Genomic DNA, 26,500 nt, shown 5'->3' with positions numbered 1-26,500 from the left:
TTCGCGTCCGCTCCCTACATCGAAGAAAACCGGAGTCTCCCGCCTGTGTTCAGCTTTCTCAAGCGCCTGCTGCCCTCGTCCATGCGATCCGACGTGGTGACTATCCCCGTCATCCGCCTGCAGGGCACGATCATGGCGGGCGGCGGCCAGTTCAGGCCCTCGCTGTCGCTGGCCTCAACCGCGGGGCTGATCGAGAAGGCGTTCGCGTTCAAGAACGCGCCGGCGGTGGCGATCTCCATCAACTCGCCCGGCGGCTCTCCGGTGCAGTCGCGGCTGATCTACAAACGCATCCGCGACCTCGCCGAGGAGAAGAACAAGCGCGTGCTCGTCTTCGTCGAGGACGTCGCCGCCTCCGGCGGCTACATGATCGCGGTGGCCGGCGACGAGATCATCGCCGACCCGTCCTCGATCGTCGGCTCGATCGGCGTCGTCTCGGCCTCGTTCGGCTTCCCGGAGCTCCTGAAGAAGATCGGCGTCGAGCGGCGCGTCCACACCGCCGGCCGCAACAAGGCGGTCCTCGATCCCTTCCGCGAGGAGCGCCCCGAGGACGTCCAGAAGCTGAAGGAACTCCAGCTCGAAGTGCACGAGACCTTCATCGATCTCGTCAAGGACCGGCGCGGGGTAAAGCTCGCCGACGATCCGGACCTGTTCACCGGCCTGTTCTGGTCGGGCAAGCGCGGCCTCGTGCTCGGCCTCGTCGACGCGCTGGGCGACATGCGCGGCTTCCTGCGCGAGCGCTACGGCGACAAGGTGCGCCTCAAGCTGATCTCGCCGCAGCGCGGGCTGTTCGGCCGCCGGATCGGGCTCCTGGGCGGAAGCCTCTCGGGTCGCGGAACGCAGGACATCGCCGCCTCTGCGGCGCAAGGAATCGCGGATGCGGCAAGCGAACGCGCGCTCTGGGCGCGGTTCGGCCTTTGATCTGCCGCGAAACGGGCATAGTATGCTTCGGAACGCCGGCCGGTGCCGGCATGAAACTGGTCTGTGTCTGCGCTGAGGAGGCGCCAAGGACATGCCGCAACTGATCCTGCTCATCGTCGTCGGCGTCGTCGCCTATGTCGGCTATCGCTCCTTCATCCGCGAGGCGGAACGCGTTTCGGCGCGGCTGCGCCGGGCCGAGCAGGAAGCGAAGAACAGGGCGACCGGAACGCTGGTCAAGGATCCCGTCACCGGCGAATACCGCGTCGCCAAAGACTGACATCAGCCTTGATCCAGGACATGACGGCCGTCCTCGCGCCGGCCAAGCTCAATCTCGCCTTGCACGTCACGGGCCGGCGGCCTGACGGCTACCATCTCCTCGACAGCCTCGTCGCATTCACCCGCTTCGGCGACCGCGTGACGATCGCCCCCTCGGACGAGGACCGGTTCGAGATCACCGGCCCCTATGCCGACGGGTTGCCGGTCGACGACGGCAATCTCGTCCTGCGCGCGCTGAAGGCGATGCGCGCCGAGTTCGGCAGGCGCGACCCCGTTCACATCACGCTGGAGAAGAACCTGCCGGTCGCCTCCGGCGTGGGTGGCGGGTCGAGCGACGCGGCCGCCGTGCTGCGCGGCCTTGCGCGGCTCTGGGACCTGTCCCCCGACGAAAACCGCCTCGCCCGCATCGGCCTCGGCCTCGGCGCCGACGTGCCTATGTGCCTCGCCGCCCGGCCGCTTCTGGCGCGAGGCATCGGCGAGGAGATCGTGGCCGTCGACGGCTTCCCGGGCCTCGGCATCGTGCTCGCCAATCCCGGCGTCGCCGTTTCGACGGCGGCGGTCTTTGCGGCACTTATCAGTCGCGACAGCGAACCGCTGCCCCCGTTGCCCGCCCGGCTCGACTTCCACACGCTGTGCAATTGGCTGGAGACCACCCGCAACGACCTCGAAGCGCCGGCGCGCGCGCTGGAGCCGGCCATCGGCGAGACGCTCGCCGCGCTTCGCAAGGCCGGCGCGCACTTCGTGCGCATGTCCGGCTCGGGCGCCACGTGCTTCGGCCTGTTCGAGAGCGGCAACCTCGCCAAGCGCGCGGCGAGCGAGATCCGCAAGCGCAGGCCGGGCTGGTTCGTTGCGGCGACGCGCAACACCATCTCGGGGGAGATGCCCGCATGAGCCGCATCGACGAATCCCGCCCCTTCATCCCGGTCGGCATCGCGGTGCTGACCGTCTCCGACACCCGCACGCTGGCCGACGACAAATCGGGCCAGACGCTCGCCGACCGTATTACGGAAGCCGGCCACGTGCTGGTCGACCGCGCGATCGTCACCGACGACAAGGCGCTGATCGCCGACAGGGTGCTCGGCTGGTCGAAGGACGAGCGCATCGACGTGGTCATCACCACCGGCGGCACCGGCTTCACCGGCCGCGACGTCACGCCTGAGGCGCTGGAGCCTATCTTCGAGAAGCGCATGGACGGCTTCTCGGAAGTCTTCCACCGCATCTCCTACGACAAGATCGGCACCTCCACGATCCAGTCGCGGGCCACCGGCGGCGTCGTCAACGCCACCTTCGTCTTCGTCCTCCCCGGCTCCCCCGGCGCCTGCAAGGACGCCTGGGACGGCATCATCAAGGCCCAGCTCGACTACCGCCACATGCCCTGCAACTTCGTGGAAATCATGCCGCGGCTGGACGAGCATTTGAGGCGCGGGGGCAAGGGGTAAGACACGCTCTGGGCGTCAACCCGTACGCCTTGTCTCCCTGTGCGATCGTCATCCCGGGCGCCGAAGGCGACCCGGGATCCATTGCTCTCTCCGGTTACACACTGAGAACACCCGAATCCGTGGCAAGATTGGCAGCGCCTTTCTCTCGGCGGTCAATAGATCCCGGGTCGCCTTCGGCGCCCGGGATGACGGCGGCAGGTTTGAACGTCGCCTACAGTGAAGTCTCATCGAAGAGATCCATCCACGCCGGATTCTGCGCCTCGATCAGTTCGAGCTTCCACTTCCTGCGCCATCGCTTGATGCGCTTCTCGTCGGCGATGGCATCCTCGATGTCGTGATAGAAGCGGTGCCAGACCAGCCGCTTCACGTCATATCGCTGTGTGAACCCCGCGATATCGCCCTCCCGGTGCTCCTGGACCCTGCGGTAAGATCCGAGGTCACGCCGGTGTAGAGCGTGCCGTGCTTTCGCGAGGCCATGATGTAGACGTGCCCTGGCATGGGAAAAGCAAATCCCACTTCCGCGACACAGGCAATGGAACCATCTCTGTTTTCGCCATTCTAGGGGCATTGCCTCCAGCGCGATCGTCATCCCGGGCGCGGAAGGCGACCGGGGATCCATTCTTCTCTCAGGTTACACGCCGAAAAAACCCGGCCTAGGTGAGGTGATCAGCGCCTTTCTCCCGACGGTCAATGGGTCTCAGGTCGCCTTTGGCGCCCGGGATGACGGTAGCGCGGGAGACACCCCTACCTCTTCGGCGAGGCAATAATCTCCGCCGCGATCCGCCTGGTCGACAGGCCGCGGGTGATCGAGGCGAGGTCGCCGCCCCCCCTTCAGCAGCGCCAGCGCCTGCCGCTTGGTGATGACCAGCCCGTCGGCGAAGGGGCGCCTGGTCGAGAACAGGCGCGCCAGGAAGCGCGGCCGGCCGATGCGCGAGCGCGAGAAGCGGGCCGGCGTCGTGCCGCTCGACATGTGCAGCATCACCGCCTCCGTCCAGCCCTCCGTCAGGCGGGCGCCCGGTTCCAGCACCATGAGCCAGTCGCCGCGCGCGCGACGCAGCCCCGCCGCGAGCTCGCCCTCGGCAATCATGCCGCAGCCGGCATGATCGGCCACATAGGCCGTCTGGTCGGTCGAGCCGCGATCGTGGACCAGAACCTCGCGCACGACGCCCTCCACCGAGCCCGCCACAAGCGAGCTTAGCGTGCGCGCGAGCCCCTCCTCGTCGTTATGCGTCTCGATCAGCACCGTGAGCATCAGGTTCGCTTAGCGTAAAGCCGGCTCAAAGGCCAGTTGTGCGACGCGGCGATGTTTGTTCTTGCTTTGTTCCCGACGCCGACGTAGGAATAATTTCATCGCAGAGACGATTCGCCAGCCGATTCTCTTACGGAAACGCCGCCATGGAACAGATTCGCAGCGCCGATATTGCAGCCTTCACGGAAGGAAGGGCTGCGATGGCCAATGCCATCATCGACCAGAGCGGACTGCGCGTCGGCGACGACCGGCGACGCGGCCGTGCGGCCGGCATCAATCCGTCGGGCCGCTACGAGCCCCTGTCGCGGCACGTGTTCGACGACGGCTGGTCCTCGCTGGACGAGTTGCCGGCCTTCAAGACCGAGGTGCAGGTGGAGAAGCCGCGCGCGATCATCACGCGCAACGAGTCGCCGGACATCTCCTTCGATCGCTCGATCAACCCCTATCGCGGCTGCGAGCACGGCTGCGTCTACTGCTTCGCCCGCCCGACGCACGCCTATATGGGCCTGTCGCCGGGTCTCGACTTCGAATCCAAGCTGTTCGCCAAGCCGGATGCCGCGCGCCTGCTCGAAAAGGAGCTGTCGAAGGAAGGTTACAAGCCGCGCACGATCGCGATCGGCACCAACACCGACCCCTACCAGCCGATCGAGAAGAAATGGCGCATCATGCGCGAGGTCCTGGAGGTGCTGGAGGCGTTCAACCATCCGGTCGGCATCGTCACCAAGTCGGCGCTGGTGATGCGCGACGCGGACATCCTCGGCCGCATGGCCGAGAAGGGTCTCGCCAAGGTCGCGCTCTCGGTCACCACGCTCGACCCGAAGCTCGCCCGCACGATGGAGCCGCGCGCGGCGACGCCGTCGCGCCGGCTGGAGGCGCTGCGCGCGCTGTCTGAGGCCGGCATCCCGGTCTCGGCCATGGTCGCGCCGGTCGTGCCGGGCCTGACCGACCACGAGATCGAGCGGATCCTGGAATCGGTCGCGCATGCGGGCGCGAAGGAGGCCGGCTACATCATCCTGCGCCTGCCGCTGGAGGTGAGCCCGGTCTTCAAGGAATGGCTGCTGCGCCACTATCCCGACCGCTACCGCCACGTGACCTCGCTGATCCGCTCGATGCGCGACGGCAAGGACTACGATTCGGAGTGGGGCAAGCGGATGAAGGGCACCGGTCCCTATGCCTGGCAGATCGGCCGCCGCTTCGAGATGACGGCCAAGCGGCTCGGCCTCAACGTCGAGAAGCGCCCCCTGCGCACCGACCTGTTCAAGGCTCCCAACGCCAAGGGGGAGCAACTGATGCTGCTCTGAGAGAGCCTGCGCGTCCCGATCCTCTTCCCGTCCGACGTTGTCCCCGCCTCGGACGGCGCCTTGCCGGTTCCCCCACCGGAAGGCCTTGCGGAGAATCGGACGCGGTGCGAGTCTCGCCGCAATATGGCTCGCCCGCGTTCCGATTCTCCGCTTCTTTTCGACATCCCGCTGAAGCCCGACTTCAGCGTGGAGCGGCGTTCGCGCAAGCGCGGCGTATGGCCGGTGGCGGGCACCGACGAGGCCGGCCGCGGGCCGCTCGCAGGTCCCGTGGTGGCAGCGGCGGTCATCCTCGACCCCGACGCCATCCCCGATGGCCTCGACGATTCCAAGCGCATGACACTGGAGGCCCGCGAGCGGGTCTATCTCACCATCATCGGCTCGGCGATCTCGGTCGGCGTCGCCTCGGTCTGCGCCGTCTCGATCGACCGCAGCGACATCCGCAAGGCGAGCCTGGAGGCGATGCGCCGCGCGGTCGCCGCCCTTTCGCTGCCGCCGCTGCTGGTGCTCGCCGACGGGCGCGACATCCCGCCGGGCCTCGCCTGCGAGGGCCAGGCGCTGGTCAAGGGCGACCAGCGCTCGCAGTCGATTGCAGCTGCCTCGATCGTCGCCAAGGTCACCCGCGACCGCATGCTCGCCCATTGCGGCACGATCCACCCCGCCTACGGCTTCGAGCGCCACGCCGGCTACGCCACGGAGGTGCATTTCGCCGGCATCAACACCCACGGCCCCCTGCCCGGCCTGCACCGCATGTCCTTCTCCCCGTTCAAGGCGGCGTAGAGGGCTCTGGAGAATTGAATATCGAAGTCGTTGATACGCATGCGCCGTCATTCCGGGGCCGCGCAGCGGAACCCGGAATCCAGGGCAGCAATGTTGCAATTAGAGACCTGGACGGGACAAAGCCGGCGATCTGGATTCCGGGTTCCGCTACGCGGCCCCGGAATGACGGAGCAACGCGGTGCACTCAAACGAAAACGGCCCCGGGCATTGCCCAGGGCCGCAATTCGTGGAGCCTGTCCGCCCTCAGTTGAGCTTGGTCTTGACCGCGTCGACCGAGGCCTGGAAGAGCTGGCCGGCGGCCTTGGCGTCGACCTTGTCGCCGAGCACCTTGCGCGCCGCCTCGATGGCGATGTCGACGGCACGGCCGCGGACCTCGGCGATCGCGTCGCGTTCGGCCTGGGCGATCTTCTGCTCGGCAAAGGCGGTGCGGCGGGCGACGTATTCCTCGGTCTTCGTCTTCGCGTCGGCTGCCAGGATCTTCGCCTCGCGCTTGGCGGCGTCGACGATGCTCGCGGCCTCGGCTTCCGATTCCTTGCGCTTGCGCTGGTATTCGGCGAGCAGCTGCTGTGCCTCCTCGCGCAGCTTGCGCGCCTCTTCCAGCTCGTCGCGGATCTTGTCGGCTCGGCTGTCGAGCTGGCCGGCGATCATGCCCGGAACCTTGAGATAGACGACGATCGCGAGAAAGATGACGAGGCCGACTGTTGCCCAGAATGTGGCGTCCATGGCGCGTCTCCTATTCGGCCGACTTGACCGCGGCGGCGACCGCAGCCTTGTCGGCGGAGCCGACCAGCGACTGGACGATCGCGGCGGCGGTCTCCTCGGCGATCGCGCCGACATCCTTCATCGCCGAGGCGCGAACCTGGGCGATGCGGGTCTCGGCGTCGGCCAGCCGCGTGTTGAGCTGGGCCTCGACCTGCTTGCGCTCGGCGTCGGCTTCCGCCTTCGCCGCGTCGCGGGCATCGTTGGCGATCTTGTTGGACTTCGCCCTTGCGTCGGCCAGTTCCTGCTCATAGGCGGCAATGGCGGCGTCGGCGTCCTCCTTCAGGCGGGCGGCCGTGTCCAGATCATGCGCGATCCGGTCGCGGCGCACCTCGAGGATGCCGCCGATGCGCGGCAGCACCACCTTCTTGAGGAAGAGGTAGAACAGGCCGAACGTGATCGCCAGCCAGAGTAACTGCGAGGGGAAATAGGTCGGCTCGAACGGCGGGAAGCCGGCCTTGCCGTGTTCGCCGCCCGCCGGAGCCTCGGTATGGGCAGCGCCTTCCGCAGCACCATGCGCATCGCCGCCTTGGGTCGTGCCCGAGGCGGGAGCGTGTTCCTGCGCGTAGCCAGGTGTCACGAACATGTAATTCCCCTATGCCGGACAGGCCGCGCGAGGGCGGCCCGGCCCGGTTTCGTCTTCGATCAGCCGAACAGCGCGAGCAGCGCGATGAGCAGCGAGAAGATGCCCAGAGCTTCCGTCACGGCGAAGCCGAAGATCAGGCGGCCGAACTGGCCGTCAGCAGCCGACGGATTGCGCAGCGCGCCCGCCAGGTAGTTGCCGAAGATCGAGCCCAGGCCGATGCCTGCGCCGCCCATGCCGAGGCATGCGATGCCTGCGCCGATGTAACGAGCTGCTTCTGCGTCCATTTCAAAACTCCTTGGGTAGGTATCGAGGATGTCGTGTTCTGGCGGCTGCCCGCCGGTGACAGGGTCCCGGTCCTTAGTGTCCCGGATGGATGGCGTCGTTGAGATACATGCAGGTCAGCACCGCGAAGACGTAGGCCTGCAGGAAGGCGACGAGAAATTCGAGACCGGTCAGCGCCACGGTCATGGCGAGCGGCAGCACGGCGCCGGCAACGCCTGCGGCACCCATCGCCGACAGCGAGGTCACGAAGCCCGCGAACACCTTCAGCGTGATGTGGCCGGCCAGCATGTTGGCGAAGAGACGGACGGAGAGGCTGATCGGACGCGACAGGAACGAGATCACCTCGATCGCCACGACCAGCGGCACCAGGATGCCGGGCACCCCATGCGGCACGAACAGCTTCAGGAAGCCGAAGCCGTGCTTGTAGAAGCCGTAGCCCACCACCGTCAGGATCACCAGCATCGCCAGCGCGAAGGTGACGATGATGTGGCTGGTGAAGGTGAAGAAGTAGGGGAACATGCCGAACAGGTTCGCCACGAGGATGAACATGAACAGCGAGAAGACGAGCGGGAAAAACCTCATCCCAGCCGTGCCGGCGGCGTCGCGCAGCATGTTGGCGATGAACTCGTAGGACATTTCCGAGATCGACTGCATGCGGCTCGGAATCAGGCCGCGGCTCGACGTCGTCAGGTAGAGGAAGGCGGCCGCGCCGACGGCGGTCGCGACCATGAACAGCGAGGAATTTGTGAACGAGAAGTTCATGCCGGCGATATCGATCGGCACGATCTCGTTGATCACGAACTGGTGGATGGGATCGTTTGCCACCTTTGCCCTCGTCCTTCGTGCGCCGAATGGCGCTCTTTACGTGTCTTTCGATCCGTCGCCGTCCGGCTTCCGGATCTTGTGCTCGGCGATGAGACCCGCCGAACGAAGAATGTTCAACACCCCGGCGCCGAAGCCGAGAAACAGAAAGACGATCAGCCCCCAGGGGGACGTCCCCGCCATCCTGTCGACGATCCAGCCGATCGCCGCTCCGACGACCACGCCGGCGATGAACTCGCTCGACAGACGCAGCGCGTAGCCCATTCCGGACATGCCGCCAGTCTGCGCCGCGGGACCGTCGGGCTTCCTTTCGGGTCGCCGCGCCGCGATCGCCGCCTCGAGGTCGCGCATACGCTTGTCGAGATCGCCTTCACGGTGCCCCGTGGGTGGAAGTCCTGGTCCGGAGCCACCGGTTTCGACTGGCCTTTTCGGTCCGGCCACCGCAACCTCCCCGTCCGGCCTGCCACACCCCGCAGCCCGCTTTAAAGTCGGCCGCAACATAGTTAGGGGCCTCCCCCCAGTCAAGCCGGGGAAGCGATTGGTTGTGTATGTATTTTAGTGAGGAAAATCAGCCACTTGATCCGGTGCGACAAACCGCCCGGAGCATTTGCGGACGCGCATGTGCCGAATCCGCGCCACACGGGGGCACACGGACGCCTCATCCGAGGCGCGGGCTCAGCTCCAGCCGCCGCCATAGGTGCGGTAGAAGATGTGCAGGCCGATCTTCTTCATCTTCTCCATCGAGCGCGCCCAGCGCGGGCTGACATATTGCGCATAGTAATGCGTCGAGGAGCCGACCTCCTCGATGAAGATCTTGCCGGCGGTGACCGCCATGGCGATCTCCTCGGCGGTCTTGTAGGCGGCAGGGCTCAGCACGCGATCCGGGATGCCGTCGCAGGCGAAGGAGAACTGGCAGCGGTTGCGCCAGCTGGAGTTCTGGTAGACGACGCCGCAGACCGTGCCCGGATAGGTCGGGTTGCGGACGCGGTTGAGCACGACTTGGGCGACAGCGGCCTGGCCGCGCAGGCTCTCGCCGCGCGCCTCGAAATAGATCGCGGTCGCAAGGCACTTCTGCTCGGCCGACGTGAAGACGTGCGCCGGCAGCGGCTCCTTCATCCAGGCATGGTCGCCCGGCGCCATCGGCGGCACGAAGCGGCCGGCGTTGGGGTCTTCCTCCTTCAGCAGGCTCGCGAAGGGCGAGGCCTTGGCGTAGTCGGGCTTGGCGGGCGCATAGGCGGTGGCCAGGATGTCGGCCTTGTCGTTGTTGACCAGCGAGGCGAGCATCGCCGGCACGCCGGGGTCCTTCCTCTTCTCCTGGCGCACATAGAAGGCGCTGGCGATCTCGATCTCCTTGCCCTTGATCTCCGGCTTGACGAAGGCCATCGCCTCCGTGCCGCCGACGACGGGACGCAGCCAGCTCTGGCGCTCGAACACCGAGCCGGCGTTGAAGGCCTTGGGCGGGGCGACCGGGGCGACCTTGAGGATGCGGCCCTGCTTGTCGGCGCGGTGGATGCGCGCCTCGTCCGGCGTGTCGCTCGCTTCCGTCTTGCCACGGAAGGCGACGGCGCCGAGCTCTGCGGTGCGCACGCCCGCCCCCGAGATCGAACCGGTGGGCATCGCGTCGGTGAACTTCATCTCGCCCTGATGGACCGAGCCCGCGACCGCGCGCTCGACGAAAGCGCCCCAGCGGGCAGCCCCCGAATCGCCGCCCGAGATCAGACTGGTCATGTCCTGCTTGGCCGCGATGGTCGGGAAGCCGAGCCACAGCGCAAGACCGACAAGGATGGGGGACGTCAGATTGCGTTTGCCCACGAGCGGCGAACGACGCACAGAAACCTTCCGACGAAGCACAAGCACTCTCCAGGACGCGACATCACTCAACTTGAAGGCCAAGGTGATGCATTAACCTTGATGGGCGGTTAACAGCCGCGTCGGGACGGCAATAAGGCGGCCCGAAAGCAGGAATGTGGTTTCAGCCGCGCTTCTTCGCCCGGCCCGCAAACGGGTTGTCCGTCTCGCGCAGCACCATGCGCACCGGCACGCCTCGGATACCGAACGTCTCGCGCAAGCCGTTGATCAGATAGCGCAAATAGGATTGCGGGAAGGCGTCCGACCGGGTGACGGACAACACGAAGCCCGGCGGGCGCGTCTTCGCCTGGGTGATGTATTTGATCTTCAGCCGGCGTCCGGCGATGGCCGGCGGCGGGTGGTGCGCCAGAATGCCCTCCAGCCAACGGTTAAGACGGCCGGTCGAAATACGAATGTTCCAGGTCTCGTGCGTGGCCATCACGGCCTGCATCAGCTTGTCGAGCCCGCGCCCGGTCTCGGCCGACACCGGCACCGCCTGAATGCCGCGCACCTGCGGCAAAAGCCGCTCGGTCTTCTCGCGCAGTTCGGCCAGAGTCTGCTGCGGGCTGTCGATCAGGTCCCACTTGTTGAAGGCGATGACGGGCGCCCTGCCCTCGCGCACGATCAGGTCGGCCAGTTGCAGGTCCTGCTTCTCGAAGGGGATCGTCGCGTCGAGCACGATGATCACGACCTCGGCGAAGCGGATGGCACGCAGGCCGTCCTGCACCGACAGCACTTCGAGCTTCTCCTGCACCTTGGCCTTGCGGCGCATGCCGGCCGTGTCGAACAGCTTGAGCTTGCGGCCGGCATACTCCCATTCGACCGAGATCGAATCGCGCGTGATGCCGGCCTCCGGGCCGGTCAGCAACCGCTCCTCGCCGATCAGCGCATTGATGAGCGTCGACTTGCCCGCGTTGGGGCGGCCGATGACGGCGATGCGCATCGGCTTGGTCGCGTCGTAGGCGGGGATTTCTTCCGCATCCGGGTCGGCAATATCCTCGCCGATCAGCGGCGCATCGTCGAGCGGATCGAGCTCCGCCTCGTCCTCGCCCAGCGCACGCTCCTCGCCGAGTGCCGCGATCACCGCGTCGCGCAGGTCGGGCAGGCCCAGCCCGTGCTCGGCGGAGATCGGCACCGGCTCGCCGAGGCCGAGTTCCCAGCCTTCCAGCATGCCGCCTTCCGCGCCGCGCGCCTCGGCCTTGTTGGCGACGAGAATCACCGGCTTGCCCGAGCGGCGGGCGACGTCGGCAAAGGTGCGGTCGTCGGGCGTCACGCCCGCCTTCGAATCGATGATGAAGAAGACGAGATCCGCCTCTTCGAGCGCCTTCTCGGTGCCGGCGGTCATCCGCCCCGCGAGCGAGGATTTGTCGGCGACCTCCAGGCCGGCCGTGTCGATGACGTCGAAATAGAGGTCGTAGAGCTTGGCGTCGTGGCGGCGCCGGTCGCGCGTCACGCCCGGCGTGTCGTCCACCAGCGCCAGACGCTTGCCGACGAGGCGGTTGAACAGCGTCGACTTGCCGACATTGGGACGGCCGACAATGGCGACGGTGTAGGTCATGGGCGCGTCAGGACGCAGAACCCGAACTGCGGATCAGTTCGGACATCAGGGTGGCGCGCTCGCGGTTGTTGCGCGGGGCGGCGGAATCGGCGGCGATCTGGTCGAACAGAGTCAGCGCGTCGGCGAACCTGCCCTCCTTCCAGGCGACGAGCGCCAGCGCCTCGCGGGCCGAGTGGCGCAGCGGATTGGTCTCGGCGGTCAGCGCCTCGACGCGCGAGGCGACGTCCGCCTGCGTGCCATGGTCGACCAGGATCAGCGCCGCGCGCAGCCGCGCCATGTCGCGGATCGAGCCGGGGATCGAGCCGTCGGCAGCGACCTCGTCGAACTGCTTCACCGCGCCGTCGAAATCGCCCTTGTCGACAAGCACCGTGGCGGCACGCATGCGGGCGAGCAGCGGATAGGCGCCGTAGCCGTCGGCCTCCAGCGCCTCGAGCGCCGCGATCGCCTCGTCGTTCTTGCCGGCATTGGCGAGCGACAGCGCCTGCGAGAACCGGTCGCCCGAGGCGTTCGCCGTCTGGGTGCGCCAGTAGTCGTAGCCGACCCAGGCCGCCGTGCCGAGGACCACGAGAACGGCGGCGCCGATCAGCATCGGCCCGAAACGGTCCCAGATGGCCCTCGCCTGCTCCTGGCGGATCTCTTCGTTGACTTCGCGGATGAAACTGTCGTCGGACATCTGCCTACCGTGGCTTCAGGGCGCGCTGACGCGCGTTCAGAGCGGCCTTATTAGCCGAAATCCGCCGCTATGGAAGGGCGACGGGGAAATTATGGCTGCGACGCGCCGGCTCGTGCGGCGAACCTGCCGGCCGGTGAGATGCCGGGACGGCGAGAGAACTGCGCACCGCGGGCGAGTATCCGATCAGACCCAACGCCCCCCACCATGCTCTGCATGGTCCGTGCCGGGGCGAACCGCCTGTCTCGCTCGCTCTGTGCGACGCCCCCCCTGCGGCCCGTCTTCCCGGGCGCCGGAGGCGACCCGGGATCCATTCCTCTCTCCGGTTACACGCCGAAAACACCCTCGCGATCGCAGAAAGGGTCAGCGCCAACCCGCCAAGGTCAATCGATCCCGGCTGACCTCCGGTCGCCGGGATGACGATCGCGGACGGTGTGCGCTGTCTTGAGAAGAGCCAGAGCGGTCAGTTCTGGCACGTGATCCGATGGACCGATTTCCGCCCCTTCCCTCGCCAACCTCTTGCCCCGCTTCGAGATTCTCACGACCGCCAACTTTTTTCATCCCCACCCTTCCAGACATGCACCACACTGGCTGCGATGAAAGGAGCCGGCGATGGGCTGGAGGGCGAAGGCAGGGAGGGAACAGGCGCTAAAGGCGAGGATCGTCATGCGCCTGTTCTCGATCGCCGACATGGCCGAACAGGCCGCCAGCCGGTCGTTCTGGGTCCGCTGGTGCGTGCTGTGGGCCGCCTGGCAGGCGCATGCGTTGCTTAGCGCCTATGTCGAAGGCACGCTCCGCAGCGCCGCACGCAGGCCTTGGACGCCCGTCATGATGCCGGCCGGCTTCGGCAGCAATCCCTTCGATGCCGAGGATATTGCCGATTCACTCAGGGCATTCGGGCTCTACATGCAGGCCATCGCGGCGCATCTGCGCCGTCTGTCGTTCCTGCACCGGGGTCAGGCCTCCGACGAGGCTGGCAATGAGGGTGGCGCGATCCATGGCTTGGGCGCGCTCATCGAGAGGCGCGCCATCGCCGCCGCCGTACCCGGTCGAGTTCTGCGACACGTCCTGAGAAGCACCTGTCCTGCCCCGTGCAGGACAGGTGAACGCCTCAGACCGATCCCGCTTCCGTCCGCCGAAAAATCCGCTGCGGTCGACAATCTCGCGCGAGCTGAAACTGCGCGCTTATCGCCGGAGGCCACCGCCATTAACCATGCCGGCGGATCGCCGCCCTCTCTCCGCGCCGCCGCCATATTCTCGGGCTACCGACCGCACGACGAAAAGTGCGGGTCGGGTATGAAGTCTTTGGTGCGTTCCTGTGTCTCGGCGCTCGCAGTGTCTCTCGCGACTGCGGCTGCGGCAGGCCCCTCCCCGCAATATGTCATCATCTCCTTCGACGGCGCGAAGGACAACGCGCTGTGGGAGCGCAGCCTGAAGCTCGCCGACGAGACGGGTGCGCGCTTCACCTATTTCCTGTCCTGCGTCTACTTCATCCCCACCGAGGCGAAAGCGGGCTACCAGGCGCCCGGCAAGCGCGCCGGCCGCTCCAATGTCGGCTTCGGCGACACCGCCGCCGACGTCCAGGCGCGGCTCGGCCATGTCTGGGCGGCCTACCAGTCGGGCCATGACATAGCGAGCCACGCCTGCGGCCATTTCGACGGCAAGGACTGGTCGCAAGCCGACTGGACCGCCGAGTTCAACACATTCGGCAAGGTAATGGCCAAGGCCTGGACCGCCAGCGGCGGAAACGCGCCGGCCGGCTGGGACGACTTCGTCCGGCACGGCTTCAAGGGCTTCCGCGTGCCCTACCTCTCGACCTCGGCCGGCCTCGCGCCGGCTCTCGCCGAGGCCGGTTTCGCCTACGATGCGAGCGGCGTATCGCGCGGGCCGCAAGCGCCGCTGCGGCGCGCCGCGCTCACCGAATTCGCCCTGCCGATGATCCCCGAGGGACCGAAGGGCCGGCGCATCATCGCGATGGACTACAATCTCTTCGTCCGCCACTCGGGCGGGTTCGAGCGCGCGAGCCAGGCCGAGGAGTTCGCCGAACGCACCTACCAGGCCTTCAAGGGCGCCTTCGAGGCGGAACTTGGCGGCGCGCGCACGCCGCTGCAGATCGGCTTCCACTTCCAGCCGATGAACGGCGGCGCCTACTGGACTGCGCTCGAACGCTTCGCGCGCGAGGTCTGCGTCAGGCCGGACGTCGCCTGCGTATCCTACGCGGACTGGCTCCGCGCCAATCCGCCCCGACCGGTCGACACGGCCGCCGCCGGCGGCTGATCTTAAGACGCCGGCTGGTCTTCCGGCTTCATTCCCGCCGCCTCACGCTCGAGATAGCGCCGGTCAATCTCGGGCAGAGCCTCGCCGTCAAGCGTGGCTTCAAAAGCGCGAAGGCGCTTGTAGATCGAGATCAGCGTCACGATCGTCGGCCAAGAATTCACCAGATATTGGAACGAGTTCGTGACCTGGGTGAAGGCCGATACGATCTGCTGATACACACCAAACGAGAACTTGGCGGCGGCAATCGAAGGAGCCAGGATAAGCGTCGCGAAGATCACGTCGGTCTGAAGGTAGAGGTAACGCGTCACGTCGAAATAGACGTAGTGCGCATAAAGGGTGAAATAGTTGCGACGCACATTTGCGAACAGCTCGGTCAACGTGATCGGCTGTGCTCGCGTCGGATCGTCTTCTCCGTAGACCAGTTCCTTGCGGAATGCTGCCTCGACACGCTGGTTTCTAAACTCCAGTCCGGGAAGCCTGACACCCACGACAGCCAGAAGCACAGTTCCGAAAAGCGCCCAGCCGATCGCGGCGAAAACAAGCGGGTAAGGAATGGCCCCGAGGATCGGAATCTCCGAGACGCTCGCCGAGAGGAGTATCAGCTGCGGCGTGAAGGCGATCAAGGTCATGATCGAATCCACGAACTTGTCCCCCATGCTTTGCATGATCTCGGAGAATCGCATCGTGTCTTCTTGAACACGTTGGGATGCGCCTTCGATACGGCGCAAGCGCTCCCAATTGGCGACGTAGAAGTCGTTCATCGCGGTGCGCCACCGGAAAATGTAGTGCTTGGAGAAAAATATGCTCAATACACTGACGGTTATTCCCACCAAAGCCAGGGCCAAGAACGATCCGGCACCACTATAGACATCTGCAAGCTCGACGGAGGCAGGTGGGGTCAACGCCTTGACGATCAAGTCGTAGAACGGGCCACGCCAATCGTTCAAAGCAACCGAAACCTGAACGTTGAAATAAGCCGCGAAGATGATCAAGGCAGTCCCGAGAACGGACCAGTTCAACCACGGATGCGGCGAGTACCAGCGCCAAAACAGATAAAAGAGCAGAACCCCTAGCCAGAAGTAGACATAGAACCAGATAAACGGTGCGGTGATGAACCGCAGCGGATTTAGGAGGCGAGCGGCTTCGGCATCAGCTACCGCTGGCCAAAGGGCCGCGCCGAGTTGTTCACCGGCAAAGTACCACGCCAGGATCATGACTGCAGCCCAGCCGACAGCGCTGATAAAAAACAGCTTCGGCTTGGGAAAGAACGATACGAACACGGGCGGGAAATCCTTGTGACTGCGGATTCGGTGGTCGCATCAAGTCACAAGAATGCGGCGATTGGAATGGCCGCAATCATTACGTTTTGGTCACGCGAGAAGCGCCGTCTCTGTCACCTGACGCCGGTGCGGCGCCCGGCATCCCAGGCGAGGAAGGCGCAGGCGACGAGGACCAGCGCCGCCACGGCCGAAGGCCAGGCATAGGACCCGGTCATGTCGGCAAGGTAGCCGGCGACGATGGGGCCGAGGATCTGGCCGACGCCGAAGGCCGCCGTCATCATCGCCAGCCCCTTGCGCGGCGAGGCGTCGGCCAGCCGGCGGGCGATCTGAAGGCCGATGGCCGTCACGGCGACGAAAGTGCCGCCGAGCAGCACCGCTGCAATGAGCGGGCCGGCATAGCCGCCGATCGCCACGCTCGCGATCACGCCCGCCGCCTCGACGAGCATGCCGACGGCATAGGCGGTGGTTGCGCCAAGGCGGGAGGCCGCGGCATTCCAGAACCAGGTCGAGGCGATGATAGACAGGCCGGTGACCAGCCAGACTACGGATTCGAACAGGCGCCCGCCCTCGCCCGCCCGCACGATGGCGACCAGGAAGGTGGCGGTGACGACATAGCCGAAGCCGAACAGACCGTAAGACAGGATCATCCGCCGCAGCGCCGGGCTTTTCGGCAGCGGCGGCTCCCGCCCCGCCTCGGCCGCGGCGACGGGGCCGTCTGGCACAAGAAGGAGGACAGCCACGAAGCTGAGCGCAGACAGGACCGCGGCGGAGATCCAGCCCGCCTGCCAGGGCGCATGCCACATCACCATCGCGCCGCTGGCTATCGCGGAAACGGCGATGCCGATCCCGACGCCGCCGAAATGTAGCGCCTGAAGGTCAGTCCGGCCGGCTCTGGCGAGATGGCCGAAGACGATCGTCGCCAGGAAGACGAGCATGAAGGCGCTCGCCACCCCGGCCAGGAAGCGGATCGCCATGAAGGCGAAAAGATTGTCGGTGAGCGCCATCAGCGCCGCGAGCACGGCGGTGCCGCCGACGCCGACCAGCATCAGCACGCGTTCACGGCCCTGCGCCCAGCCGCCGGCGGCAAGCACGGCGCCGACGAGATAGCCGAGGAAGTTGGCCGATGCGATCAGGCCGGCATCCGACGCCGACTGGCCGAGTTCCTCCATCATGCCGGGAAGCAGCGGCGTGTAGATGAAGCGGCCGATGCCCATGCCAGCGGCCATGCCGATCATGCCGCCGAGGGCGTAGCGATAGGGCGAGACGGAGGAGGTCGGCATCGACGCGCAACCTAGCTGGAGACGCGCATGTTGCAACGCAAAAGCACTGGTCCAGAGCGCATAGCGGCCGTGCGGCGGGGGAACGATTTCAAAGGAAGGCAGTTGGAAAACCGAAACACCACCACATGGAGAGAGCACATGAATGGCATCATCTACCTCATCGGCCTGATCGTGGTCGTGCTCGCGGTGCTGTCCTTCTTCGGGCTGGGCTGACCGGCGACGCGCATTTCACCCTTGCGATCGGGGCCGAGACGTCGCACATCCGGGTGACCGATCCCCAGCCAGGATGTGCGACATGGACTATCCCTACAATCACGCCATCATCGATCCCGCCCACCTCGACCGCCTCGCCGAAGTCGCGGTGAAGGTGGGCCTCAGACTGGAACCTGGCCAGGATCTGGTGATGACCGCGCCGGTGTCGGCGCTGCCTTTGGTGCGGCGCATCGTCGACCACGCCTACAAGGCAGGCGCGGGACTGGTAACGCCGTTCCTCTCCGACGAAGAAATCACGCTTTCGCGCTACCAAAACGCGCCAGACGAGAGCTTCGACCGGGCGTCGAGCTGGCTCTACGAGGGCATGGCGAAGGCGTTCTCCGGCAATGCCGCGCGGCTTGCCATCGTCGGCGACAATCCGATGCTCTTGTCGGGCGAGGACCCGTCCAAGGTCGCTCGCGCCAACAAGGCGAACTCGATCGCCTACCAGCCGGCGCTGGAGAAGATCGCCGGTTTCGACATCAACTGGAACATTGTCGCCTATCCCGGGCCGAGCTGGGCGAAGCTCGTCTTTCCGCAGGACAGCGAGGAGATGGCGGTGGCCAAGCTGGCGCATGCGATCTTCGCGGCGAGCCGGGTCGACCGCGACGATCCGGTAGCCGAATGGAAGGCGCACAACGCCCAGCTCGCCGAGCGCACAGCCTGGCTCAACGGCCGGAACTTTTCCGCGCTGCATTTCAAGGGACCCGGAACCGATCTCGTCGTCGGGCTGGCCGACGGGCACGAATGGCAGGGCGGCGCCTCGACGGCAAAGAATGGCATCACCTGCAATCCCAACATCCCGACCGAGGAGGTGTTCACCACTCCGCATGCAAGGCGCGTGTCGGGCACCGCGCGCTCCACCAAGCCCCTGTCGCACCAGGGCACGCTGATCGAGAACATCGAAGTGCGCTTCGAGGACGGACGCATCGTCGAGGCGAAGGCCTCGCGCGGTGAGGACGTGCTGCGGAAAGTGCTGGAGACCGACGAAGGCGCCTCGCGGCTCGGCGAAGTCGCGCTGGTGCCGCACTCCTCGCCGATTTCGAAAAGCGGGCTCCTGTTCTACAACACATTGTTCGACGAGAACGCCGCCTGCCACATCGCGCTCGGCCAGTGCTATTCGAAGTGCTTCATCGACGGCGCGAATCTTTCGGCGGAAGAGATCGCGGCACGCGGCGGCAACAAGAGCTTCATCCACATCGACTGGATGATCGGCTCGGACGAGGTAGACATCGACGGCATGCATGTCGACGGCCGCCGCGAGCCGGTGTTCCGCAAGGGCGAGTGGGCGTAGCTACTCGGTAGCTACTCGGCGGCAGGCAGTGCCTGTCGAAACAATGGCTCAGGCAGCGGCATGCCGTTTGCCTTGGCCGTCTCGATCCACGCAGCCATCGCGGCCCGCAGCTCGCTCACCGCCTCCTCTGGCGTCGCACCGAAGGCCGAGCAGGGCTTGAGGTTCGGCGCATCGGCTATCCACGCCTTGTCTGCGTCCGACCAGAAGACCGCGATGGCATGGTTCCGAGGCAAGCTACTTCCCCGTAGCTCCCGCGTAGGCGTTGGCCTTGAAGCCGAAGAGCAGGGCCTTGCCGGTGTCGAGCACCGGGCGCTTGATGAGGTTGGTCTCGGCGAGGATCATGGCGCGGGCTTTCTTCGCGTCGATTCCCTCCTTCTCGGCCTCGGGCAGTTCCTTGAAGGTGGTGGAGTTGCGGTTGAACACCGCCTCCCACCCGGCCCGCTTGAACCAGTCGTCCACCACCTTCGGGTCGAGCTTGTCGACGCGGTAGTCGAAAAAGCTGTGCTCGACTCCATGGTCGTCGAGCCATTTGCGCGCCGACTTGACGGTGCTGCAGGATTTGAAGCCGTAGAGCGTGGCAGCCAAGATCAAAGCCCTTTCAGGAATATCGAGGTGCGCGCGAGTCCCTCGCGCAGGATGTCCGGGGCGTTGGCGTAGCCGATGCGGACGTGTCCGTCCATGTCGAAGGCGGAGCCGGGGACAAGGAGTACGCCGGTCTCGTCGAGCAGGCGCGAGCAGAACTCGACCGAGGACATGTCCAGGTCGTAGCAGAGCAAGGCGGTGGTGCCGGAGCGCGGCCTGACCCAGGAAATCAGCGGCTCGGCGGCGACCCAGTCGGACAGGATGGCGAGGTTGCCACGAGTGATGTCGCGGCTGCGCGCCAAGACGCGGTCGCGCGCTTCCAGCGCAAGGGCGGCGAGATGGTCGTCGATCATCGAGACGCTGATCGTATTGTAGTCGCGATGGATCATCGCGGCCGAGAGGACTTCCTTCGGAGCGACGATCCAGCCGAGCCTCAGGCCCGCCAGCGCATAGGCCTTCGACATCGAGCCGGTCGAGATGCCCTTCTCGTAGAGGTCGGCGAGAGAGGCGGTGAAGCCGTCGCCCTCCTGATCGACGCCGCGATAGACCTCGTCGGCGAGCAGCCATGCGCCTGCGCCGCGCGCGATCGCGACGATCTCCTCCAGCATCGAACGGTCGATCAGTGCGCCGGTCGGATTGTTCGGGTTGGTCAGTGCGATGAGCTTCGCGCCCCGCGCTAGATCGCGCAAGCGGTCGAGATCGGGCAGGAAACCGTCCTCCGCGCGCAGCCAGAGCGGCCGCACCTCTGCGCCGAGGCTTTCGGGGATCGAATAGTGCTGCTGGTAGGTAGGCAGGACCGACACGATGACGTCACCCGGGCCTACAAGCGCCTGATACACCAGCGCGTTCGCGCCGATCGCGCCGTGGGTGACGAGCACGTCGGAGGCCGATTTCGTTTCGTAGAGCGCGGCGATGGCCTCGCGCAGCCGCTCCGATCCTTCGATGGCGCCGTAAGTGAGCTTCATCGGCAGAAGGTCGTCGAGGGAGGAATTGCCCTTGCCGGCAAGGTCGAGCAGTTCCTGCACGGTGATCGAGGCGACACAGGTTTCCGCGAGGTTCCATGCGCACCGTGTCTCGTGCGCATTCATCCACGTCTCGACGGCAAATTCCCTGATATGCATGCGGCCACCTCCGACCTGCGAAGGTGGCCGAGCGGGCTCCCGATGTCGAGGGCGTTACATCGCGACCTTGGCGTGGTCGCCGAGCTTCGGCTTGGCGCCGGTGACCGCGGCGGTAAGCATCTTGATACCCGAGATCACCTTGCCTGGGCTGTCCCATATCTCGGCGTCGTCGGGGATAAAGGTGACGAGACGGATGCGCGGATCGTCTTCCGAATCCCACCACATCTTGTTGGCGTCGGACCAGAATTCCTTGATCCTTGCCCGGTCGTTCGACACGCTCGCCCTGCCCGTCATCGTGACGAACTTGTACGAGTCCGGGTCTGCGAAGGAGAGCGTCGATACCGGAAAGCGCTCCAGTTCATCGACCTTGTAGCTTTCCACGTCGGTGAGGAAATAGACCGCCTCCTCGTCGCGCTCGATCTTGGCATCCATCGGACGCGAGTGGAGCTCGCGGCCGTTCCAGGTGTTGAAGTTGCAGATGCCGATCGACTCGGCGAGATCCCACGCGCGGTCGATCAATTCTGCGGGGGTCTTGTCGGTCTGTTCTTCACGGGCCATTTTTCGTCCTTCCCTAGCGGTTGAGAGATGGGGAAACCGTCTCCCGCGGCCTTGGTTCCGGACATCATGCGTGCCAACGCTTTTCAGCCGTTCGCGGACAGGTCTCGCTCCAGCGCGTCGAGCAGAAGGCGCGTGCCCTGCTCGCGGCCGGCGACGTCGGCGAAGCCCTCGTTGTAGGCGCCCTGTTCGGTGAAGGTCATCCTGGTGCCTGTTCCGTTCGGCTCGATCAGCACCGTCACCAGCGAGGTCGACATCGGCTTGCCCTCCAGCGTCATCCAGTAGGTGAAGACGATGCGCCGTCCCTCCTCGATATCGGTGTAGACCGTGTCGTTGGTGATCAGCGGGCCGCCCTTGAAGCGGAAGCTTGAATGTTCGGCCTCCCCTACCCCGAAGCCCGGCTGGTAGCTTTCCACCGTGAAGCCTTCTCCCTCGATCAGCCAGCGGCGCTTGGCGGCGGGGTCTGCATAGCCGGCGAACACCCTGGCGGGCGGCTGGGGATAATCGCGTTCGATGGTGAAGGACGCATGCGTGACACTCATGACCTGTCTCCTGATTGATCGTCTTGTTCGGAAAGGAACTGGCCCAGCCGGTCGAACCGGCTTTCCCAGATGCCGCGGCGGTCGCTGAGCCAGGCCTCCGCCGCGCGCAGCGCATCGGGACGCAGGCTGCATGTGCGCACCCGGCCGATCTTCTGCGACGTCACCAGTCCGCCGACCTCGAGCACCTGGAGATGCTGCAGTACCGCCGGCAGGCTCATCGCCAAAGGCTCCGCCAGGTCCTTGACGCTCGCCGGACCGCGCACGAGCCGATCGAGCATCGCCCGGCGGCCGGGGTCGGAGAGCGCGTGGAACATACGGTCGAGATCGGTCGATTGGTTAAGCATATGCTTTACTATCTGCGAGCGACGCCTTGCGTCAAGCGATAGTTTAGCAAGTGCCTAACTTTCTTAGTGAGCTGCCACCAGCCAACACTTAGGATTTGACCTAAGTATATTAATGAGGTATCCAGCCTGCGGCGCGCGACGCCGCTGGAGAGCCTCACCCGAGATGCTGCAGGAGCAGACCACATCGATGCCCAGCCCGTCCGCGGTCGACGGCATCTTTCGCGCGCTCGCGGATCCGACGCGGCGCAGCGTGATCGAGCGGCTGAGCGCGCGGCAGGCCTCGGTCTCGGAACTCGCCGCGCCCTACAAGATGGCCCTGCCCTCGTTCATGGAACATCTCAGGGTGCTGGAAAATTGCGGTCTCGTGCGGTCGCGCAAGGAAGGCCGCGTGCGCACCTATCAGGTCGCCTCCGAGCAGTTGAAGCTCGCGGAGGACTGGCTCGGCAAGCAGCGCACCCTGTGGGAGCGCCGGCTCGACCGGCTCGACAATTATCTTTTGTCCATCAGAGAGGAGAATGCCGAATGACGTCCGTGATCAAGATCGACCCGAAGCTGGACCTTGTTCTGGAGCGCGAGATCGACGTTCCCGTAGAACTTGTCTGGAAGGCGTGGACGACCCCGTCCAGCCTGAAGGAGTGGTTCGTGCCCAAGCCCTGGTCGATCACCTCGGTTGAGATCGACCTGCGCCCCGGCGGCATCTTCGCCTCGACGATGCGCTCGCCGGAAGGCCAGGAGTTCGAGAATGTCGGGTGCTACCTCGAGGTGGTCCCGCACCAGCGGCTGGTCTTCACCGACACGCTGCTGCCTGGCTACCGCCCCTCGGCCAAGCCGTTCTTCACGGCGGTCCTCGAACTGACCCCCGCCGGCAGCGGGACACGCTACAAGGCGATCGCCATTCACGGCAATGACGAGACCCGCAAGAGCCACGAGGAAATGGGCTTCCACGACGGCTGGGGCACTGTCGTGACCCAGATGGTGGAGCACATCAAGGCGGGCAAGTAGGCCGCTATACCAGCACCGCCTCCACCGGGCGGCGCGGCGAATACGGCATCGTTGGCCCGTAGCCGAGCCGCAGAACGAGGTCGGGCCGCCTGCCCGCCTCGCCCGCGAGCGCGGCGAGATCGGACCTGAACGCGGCCACCTCGACCGGCTGGTTGACGAAGGCGTGCCGCAGCCCGAGCGTCGTCGCCGTCAGCAGCATGCGCTGGCAGGCGCGGCCGACCGCGATCCAGTGCCCGCTGTCGGCGCGATCGGCGAGGAACACGGCGAAGGCGGGGGTCGACGCGGCCTGGCGGGCATAACGGTCCGCCTCGCCCTTCGGCGTGGCGACGAGCGGAAAGAGGCGGCGGCCGACCGCGCCCGGCAGGGACGGGCTGCCGCTTGCGGCGGACAACAGCCCGTCGCCCGTGCGCATGGCGTCGCGCGGGTTGAAGCGGATCCACTGCAGCAGTTCGGCCACGAAGGCGGGGGCCATCATCTGGGCGTCGTTGCCGGCGACGATCAGGTCGCGCAGTTTCGCCCGCGCCGTTTCCTCGGTCAGGATCACCAGCCGGACGCCGGGCTCGGCGGCTGCCTTCTCGAGCGCTGCCAGATCCGCCGGTGCGACGGGCCGGCCGTCATAGTCGGCGCGCGTCGACTGGCGCAGCGGGATGGCGTCGAACAGCGGATCGGCCTGCGCTGCGCCTTCCGCGAAATCATAGCCGATCGCACTGCCGTCGCCCGGTGCTGCCAGCAGCTCGCCCGGCCAGCCGCCGGCACGCCCCGCAATGGCGAGGTTCTCCGCCGCGCAGCCCAGGCTGACATAAAGATGATGGTCGTCCGGATCGACCACCGGCGTGCGGCGGCTCTCGTCCGGCAAGAGGCCGATGGCGGTCTGCGTCGCGGCGAACCGCCAGGCCTGCGTGTTATGGCTGTTGGCGGCCAGCGTCGCATAACGGACGAGGTTTTTCAGATCCGGCCTCCCGGAAAGCGGCGCACGAAGGCGGGCCGCATAGCGCTCGTAGTCGGCGAGCGATCCGGTGGCCCGGTTCCAAGCGAAGACGCCACCGCCACCAAGGACGGCGAGTCCGGCCATTGCCCCAAGAAGACGACGCCTGTTCATGCTGCGATCTCCTTTCGCGGGGTTGTTCACCGATCCCTGACCCGAGCCCCGGATGCCCCGGCGTCGGCGGACTGGAATGACCCGTCTATGCCTTGGCGAGGATCCTCTCGATGTCCTGCCTGTCCTGCGCCGTGAGGTCCTTTGCGAGATCCCCGACGAGCTTCGCGCGCACCGTGTCATGGAAGTGGCGGCGCAGTTCTCCCAGCGTCCGCGGATCGGCGATGACGAAAAGCGTGCCGATTTCGCCTGAAAGCACCTGGCGATTGAGGTGGTCCGCCGCCGCGGCTGCGAAATTGTCCTCGGCAAGACGGGACATGTCTGGATTGGCGGTCGAACTGTGATGGCGCCCGCCCGAGCCCTGGTTTTCGGCAGCGATCGCTGGCTCCGCAAGTTCCACGAGATCGATCTGCGGTTCATGGCCCCTGTTCCGGAACAGGCGGAGCCTCGCGCCGTCGACCACGGCGACGGTCGTTTCATTGAGTAGGATCATTCGCTTTCTCCCGCATTCTCTCGACCGCCCACGCGCACGCCCGAACGGAGGCCTCGTCGGTCTTGCTCCTCCTTTGGGCCGCACCGAGGTAAAAGACCTTGATCCTCGTCAAGTCGCCGCAACAGCATCGATTGCAGGGACGGCCGCACCGTGCGCAAGGGGCCAGCGGCCGGCTTCGGCATGGAACCCTTCGCCCTGATAGCTCTCGATGAGGACGAAGTCTCGAACGATCCAGCCCAGCGGCTCGATCCTGGAGGTCGTGAAGGAGGCCGCCTGGTCGTGCAGCAGCGTCATGTGGGCCGTGAACCGGCCCTGCTGCCGTGGCAGCAAATTCCGCAGCCGCGTCGCGAGGGCCTGCCGGAAAGTGTCCGTCGCCGGATTGCCGTTGCCGCCGGTCAGGACGATGCTGCCTCCGAAATCCATGATCCTGTCGAACCGGATTTCGAACGGCGGGCAGGAGAAACCGGCCGTCGCGCTGCAAACGCGCTCGACATGACCGTCCGGCAACAGCGTCCGCGGCCCGAGCACCAGCAGGGAAACGTGCCGGCGCATGCGGGCGCCACCACCTTGCCGCGCAGGCCGAGCCGGCCGCGCCAGATAGGCAGGCATCGATCCACCTCGGCGTTCACGGCCGCATCAGGCCGCAGCGCGAAGAAGAGCACGTGAACCGTCGCGCGAGGCAGCGACGGCAGGTCGAACGACAATTGTTCCATTTCGCGAACTCCCAGAGGATCGCGGAAGACAGAATAGAACAAAACATGAACATTTCAAGCTCGGCAGCAAGCGTGGCGCTTGAACGTGACCGGCCCTTGGCGACCGAACCTTGATCCGCCGCCCCTGCTCTGCGGTTCAAGAGCCTATCGCGCCCAGATGTTTGCGTGCAGCAGATAATCGCGGGTCGACCGGTCCAGAGGATAGACCAGTCGGCCCTCGCGTCCGAACCACTTATCATAAATCTGCATGTAGCGGCCGCGATAGTCGGCAAGGTCACGCGTCAGCCCGATGATGGTGGCGTTGACGAAATCCCGCCACTCGCTGTCGTCTTGCGGCAGCATGCAGGCCATTGTCTCATTGCCCAGGGGCTCGGTGCGCGGCAGCAGAACGACGCTGCGGTCCGGTTCCAGCTTTCGCGACAAGCCGAGCAGGATGATGCCGATATTGGCCACCCCTTGGACCTCGCCGCTTCTGAGCGCAGCGAATGCCTCGTCCATCGACGGGTAGGCACGCGTCACCATTCCCGGCAAGGCCTCTGTCAGGATATCGCCTGTCGTCGTGCCCTCAGCCACGCCGATCGTCATGTCCTTTATGTCCGGCGTGGTTTTCAGCGTATCCCGGAACGCCAGAATACGGGTGCCATCCCTGAAAAAGGGAACCGAAAAGTCCACGAGCTTCTCACGGTCCCAAGTCGGCGTCGTAATCTCGCAAACGATATCGAGCGCGCCGGATGCGACCATCTGCAAGCGATTCGACGGCGTTACCCGGCTCAGTTCCGTCCGCACCGGTCGCCCGAGACGCGCCTCCGCCGCGGCGCGGATCTCCTCTATCAGGTCGACGGAAAAGCCTTCCGGTTTGCCGTCTTCGGCCAGATAGGCAAACGGTACGGCGTCAGCTCTTATGCCCAGCCCGAATGACCCCACTTTCGGCAATTTGCGACAGCGTGCCGGCATGAACCGCCTCCGTCTGGACTGGGCACATCAACGTCCAGGCAATCGCAACCAACGCAAATCTCGCCATGTGTGGACCTCTCAACACCCCGACTGCAAATTCTCTCCAGTTTGAAACACACTCGTTCATAAATTACGTCGATGCTGCTGAGAGGATGCGTCGAAACGCATGAATCGTGTTACCCTCAAAATGTCTTTGGCTTTGCGACAGCCCTACCCGGTCTCGTTCAAGA

General features: G+C 65.8%; 31 protein-coding genes and 1 pseudogene. 10 read left to right on the top strand and 22 right to left on the bottom strand.

All coding sequences use genetic code 11. The annotated features are described in order from the left end of the window. Positions 1-81 precede the first annotated feature (81 nt). The 4 genes from LRS09_RS18910 to moaB all read left to right on the top strand — a co-directional run bounded on the left by LRS09_RS18910 (position 82) and on the right by moaB (position 2,633). Positions 82-918: a S49 family peptidase gene (locus LRS09_RS18910; RefSeq protein ID WP_257810260.1), complete on the top strand. Its 837-nt coding sequence runs from the start codon at positions 82-84 to the stop codon at positions 916-918. 91 nt (positions 919-1,009) lie between these two features. Further along, complete coding sequence (locus tag LRS09_RS18905) at positions 1,010-1,195, top strand: hypothetical protein (protein WP_257808396.1); 186 nt, start codon at positions 1,010-1,012, stop codon at positions 1,193-1,195. Positions 1,196-1,215: 20 nt separating this feature from the next. After that, entirely contained in the window at positions 1,216-2,085 is an 870-nt protein-coding gene (locus tag LRS09_RS18900) for a 4-(cytidine 5'-diphospho)-2-C-methyl-D-erythritol kinase (protein WP_257808395.1), read from the top strand. Next, the gene (gene moaB, locus LRS09_RS18895) at positions 2,082-2,633 is read left to right on the top strand and encodes a molybdenum cofactor biosynthesis protein B (RefSeq protein WP_257808394.1); all 552 of its coding nucleotides are present in this window, start codon (positions 2,082-2,084) and stop codon (positions 2,631-2,633) included. The genes LRS09_RS18900 and moaB overlap by 4 nt, the downstream gene beginning before the upstream one ends. Before the next feature lie 211 nt (positions 2,634-2,844). Here the strand turns inward: moaB and LRS09_RS18890 are convergent. Further along, positions 2,845-3,131, bottom strand: a pseudogene (locus tag LRS09_RS18890) (GIY-YIG nuclease family protein). Positions 3,132-3,330: 199 nt separating this feature from the next. Next, complete coding sequence (locus LRS09_RS18885) at positions 3,331-3,885, bottom strand: glycosyltransferase (protein WP_308240316.1); 555 nt, start codon at positions 3,883-3,885, stop codon at positions 3,331-3,333. Between the two features lie 143 nt (positions 3,886-4,028). Between LRS09_RS18885 and LRS09_RS18880 the strand changes: the two genes are divergently transcribed. Both LRS09_RS18880 and LRS09_RS18875 read left to right on the top strand, forming a co-directional pair. Beyond that, entirely contained in the window at positions 4,029-5,183 is a 1,155-nt protein-coding gene (locus tag LRS09_RS18880; RefSeq protein ID WP_257808393.1) for a PA0069 family radical SAM protein, read from the top strand. 123 nt (positions 5,184-5,306) lie between these two features. Further along, positions 5,307-5,960, top strand: coding sequence for a ribonuclease HII (locus tag LRS09_RS18875; RefSeq protein WP_257808392.1), 654 nt, complete (start codon positions 5,307-5,309; stop codon positions 5,958-5,960). A gap of 243 nt (positions 5,961-6,203) precedes the next feature. Here the strand turns inward: LRS09_RS18875 and LRS09_RS18870 are convergent, their stop codons facing one another. The 8 genes from LRS09_RS18870 to LRS09_RS18835 form a co-directional block, all read right to left on the bottom strand. Then, positions 6,204-6,683, bottom strand: coding sequence for a F0F1 ATP synthase subunit B (locus tag LRS09_RS18870; protein WP_085464434.1), 480 nt, complete (start codon positions 6,681-6,683; stop codon positions 6,204-6,206). Between the two features lie 10 nt (positions 6,684-6,693). Beyond that, positions 6,694-7,305: a F0F1 ATP synthase subunit B gene (locus LRS09_RS18865; protein ID WP_257808391.1), complete on the bottom strand. Its 612-nt coding sequence runs from the start codon at positions 7,303-7,305 to the stop codon at positions 6,694-6,696. 59 nt (positions 7,306-7,364) lie between these two features. Beyond that, entirely contained in the window at positions 7,365-7,589 is a 225-nt protein-coding gene (locus tag LRS09_RS18860) for a F0F1 ATP synthase subunit C (protein WP_085464432.1), read from the bottom strand. Between the two features lie 73 nt (positions 7,590-7,662). Next, positions 7,663-8,412: a F0F1 ATP synthase subunit A gene (locus LRS09_RS18855; RefSeq protein WP_257808390.1), complete on the bottom strand. Its 750-nt coding sequence runs from the start codon at positions 8,410-8,412 to the stop codon at positions 7,663-7,665. 36 nt (positions 8,413-8,448) lie between these two features. Beyond that, entirely contained in the window at positions 8,449-8,850 is a 402-nt protein-coding gene (locus tag LRS09_RS18850) for an AtpZ/AtpI family protein (RefSeq protein WP_257808389.1), read from the bottom strand. Positions 8,851-9,084: 234 nt separating this feature from the next. Further along, positions 9,085-10,239, bottom strand: a complete 1,155-nt coding sequence (locus tag LRS09_RS18845) for a cell wall hydrolase (protein WP_257808388.1) — start codon at positions 10,237-10,239, stop codon at positions 9,085-9,087. Positions 10,240-10,381: 142 nt separating this feature from the next. Next, on the bottom strand, positions 10,382-11,815 hold the full coding sequence (gene der / locus LRS09_RS18840) for a ribosome biogenesis GTPase Der (protein ID WP_257808387.1): 1,434 nt from the start codon (positions 11,813-11,815) through the stop codon (positions 10,382-10,384). Between the two features lie 7 nt (positions 11,816-11,822). Continuing rightward, positions 11,823-12,488 carry a tetratricopeptide repeat protein gene (locus LRS09_RS18835; RefSeq protein ID WP_257808386.1) on the bottom strand — a complete coding sequence of 222 codons (666 nt, stop codon included), beginning with the start codon at positions 12,486-12,488 and terminating at the stop codon, positions 11,823-11,825. A gap of 1,293 nt (positions 12,489-13,781) precedes the next feature. On the opposite strand from LRS09_RS18835, the gene LRS09_RS18830 reads away from it, so the two are divergent. Further along, positions 13,782-14,762, top strand: coding sequence for a polysaccharide deacetylase (locus LRS09_RS18830; protein WP_257810258.1), 981 nt, complete (start codon positions 13,782-13,784; stop codon positions 14,760-14,762). Between the two features lie 2 nt (positions 14,763-14,764). Here LRS09_RS18830 and sbmA read toward each other — a convergent pair whose 3' ends face one another. Both sbmA and LRS09_RS18820 read right to left on the bottom strand, forming a co-directional pair. Then, complete coding sequence (sbmA, locus tag LRS09_RS18825; RefSeq protein ID WP_257808385.1) at positions 14,765-16,042, bottom strand: peptide antibiotic transporter SbmA; 1,278 nt, start codon at positions 16,040-16,042, stop codon at positions 14,765-14,767. Between the two features lie 113 nt (positions 16,043-16,155). Further along, positions 16,156-17,322 (bottom strand): YbfB/YjiJ family MFS transporter, encoded by a 1,167-nt coding sequence (locus LRS09_RS18820; RefSeq protein WP_257808384.1) that lies wholly within the window; start codon positions 17,320-17,322, stop codon positions 16,156-16,158. Between the two features lie 295 nt (positions 17,323-17,617). Here LRS09_RS18820 and LRS09_RS18815 point away from each other — a divergent pair, with 295 nt between their 5' ends. Beyond that, the gene (locus LRS09_RS18815; protein WP_257808383.1) at positions 17,618-18,868 is read left to right on the top strand and encodes an aminopeptidase; all 1,251 of its coding nucleotides are present in this window, start codon (positions 17,618-17,620) and stop codon (positions 18,866-18,868) included. An 11-nt stretch (positions 18,869-18,879) separates the two neighbouring features. Here the strand turns inward: LRS09_RS18815 and LRS09_RS18810 are convergent, their stop codons facing one another. The 6 genes from LRS09_RS18810 to LRS09_RS18785 form a co-directional block, all read right to left on the bottom strand. Beyond that, positions 18,880-19,101: a type II toxin-antitoxin system HicB family antitoxin gene (locus LRS09_RS18810; RefSeq protein WP_257808382.1), complete on the bottom strand. Its 222-nt coding sequence runs from the start codon at positions 19,099-19,101 to the stop codon at positions 18,880-18,882. Position 19,102: 1 nt separating this feature from the next. Continuing rightward, on the bottom strand, positions 19,103-19,453 hold the full coding sequence (locus tag LRS09_RS18805) for a Spx/MgsR family RNA polymerase-binding regulatory protein (RefSeq protein WP_257808381.1): 351 nt from the start codon (positions 19,451-19,453) through the stop codon (positions 19,103-19,105). Between the two features lie 2 nt (positions 19,454-19,455). Then, positions 19,456-20,571: an aminotransferase gene (locus LRS09_RS18800; protein WP_257808380.1), complete on the bottom strand. Its 1,116-nt coding sequence runs from the start codon at positions 20,569-20,571 to the stop codon at positions 19,456-19,458. 54 nt (positions 20,572-20,625) lie between these two features. Then, the gene (locus tag LRS09_RS18795; protein WP_257808379.1) at positions 20,626-21,129 is read right to left on the bottom strand and encodes a pyridoxamine 5'-phosphate oxidase family protein; all 504 of its coding nucleotides are present in this window, start codon (positions 21,127-21,129) and stop codon (positions 20,626-20,628) included. 83 nt (positions 21,130-21,212) lie between these two features. After that, positions 21,213-21,668 (bottom strand): SRPBCC family protein, encoded by a 456-nt coding sequence (locus LRS09_RS18790; protein WP_257808378.1) that lies wholly within the window; start codon positions 21,666-21,668, stop codon positions 21,213-21,215. After that, entirely contained in the window at positions 21,665-22,012 is a 348-nt protein-coding gene (locus LRS09_RS18785; RefSeq protein WP_257808377.1) for a helix-turn-helix transcriptional regulator, read from the bottom strand. The genes LRS09_RS18790 and LRS09_RS18785 overlap by 4 nt, the downstream gene beginning before the upstream one ends. 187 nt (positions 22,013-22,199) lie before the next feature. Between LRS09_RS18785 and LRS09_RS18780 the strand changes: the two genes are divergently transcribed. Both LRS09_RS18780 and LRS09_RS18775 read left to right on the top strand, forming a co-directional pair. Further along, positions 22,200-22,538, top strand: a complete 339-nt coding sequence (locus LRS09_RS18780) for a helix-turn-helix transcriptional regulator (protein WP_257808376.1) — start codon at positions 22,200-22,202, stop codon at positions 22,536-22,538. Further along, the gene (locus tag LRS09_RS18775; protein ID WP_257808374.1) at positions 22,535-23,014 is read left to right on the top strand and encodes an SRPBCC family protein; all 480 of its coding nucleotides are present in this window, start codon (positions 22,535-22,537) and stop codon (positions 23,012-23,014) included. Before LRS09_RS18780 ends, LRS09_RS18775 begins: the two co-directional genes overlap by 4 nt. A 4-nt stretch (positions 23,015-23,018) precedes the next feature. Here the strand turns inward: LRS09_RS18775 and LRS09_RS18770 are convergent, their stop codons facing one another. The 4 genes from LRS09_RS18770 to LRS09_RS18755 form a co-directional block, all read right to left on the bottom strand. Further along, complete coding sequence (locus LRS09_RS18770) at positions 23,019-24,113, bottom strand: nitroreductase family protein (RefSeq protein WP_257808373.1); 1,095 nt, start codon at positions 24,111-24,113, stop codon at positions 23,019-23,021. An 85-nt stretch (positions 24,114-24,198) separates the two neighbouring features. Next, positions 24,199-24,603, bottom strand: coding sequence for a host attachment protein (locus tag LRS09_RS18765; protein ID WP_257808372.1), 405 nt, complete (start codon positions 24,601-24,603; stop codon positions 24,199-24,201). A 108-nt stretch (positions 24,604-24,711) separates the two neighbouring features. After that, entirely contained in the window at positions 24,712-25,212 is a 501-nt protein-coding gene (locus LRS09_RS18760) for a 2'-5' RNA ligase family protein (RefSeq protein ID WP_257808371.1), read from the bottom strand. A 248-nt stretch (positions 25,213-25,460) separates the two neighbouring features. Beyond that, positions 25,461-26,270, bottom strand: a complete 810-nt coding sequence (locus LRS09_RS18755; protein WP_257808370.1) for an amino acid ABC transporter substrate-binding protein — start codon at positions 26,268-26,270, stop codon at positions 25,461-25,463. Positions 26,271-26,500: the final 230 nt, after the last annotated feature.

The sequence above is a fragment of the Mesorhizobium sp. J428 genome (assembly GCF_024699925.1).
Taxonomy (GTDB): domain Bacteria; phylum Pseudomonadota; class Alphaproteobacteria; order Rhizobiales; family Rhizobiaceae; genus Mesorhizobium_A.
This window is presented reverse-complemented; position numbering and strand designations above follow the sequence as displayed.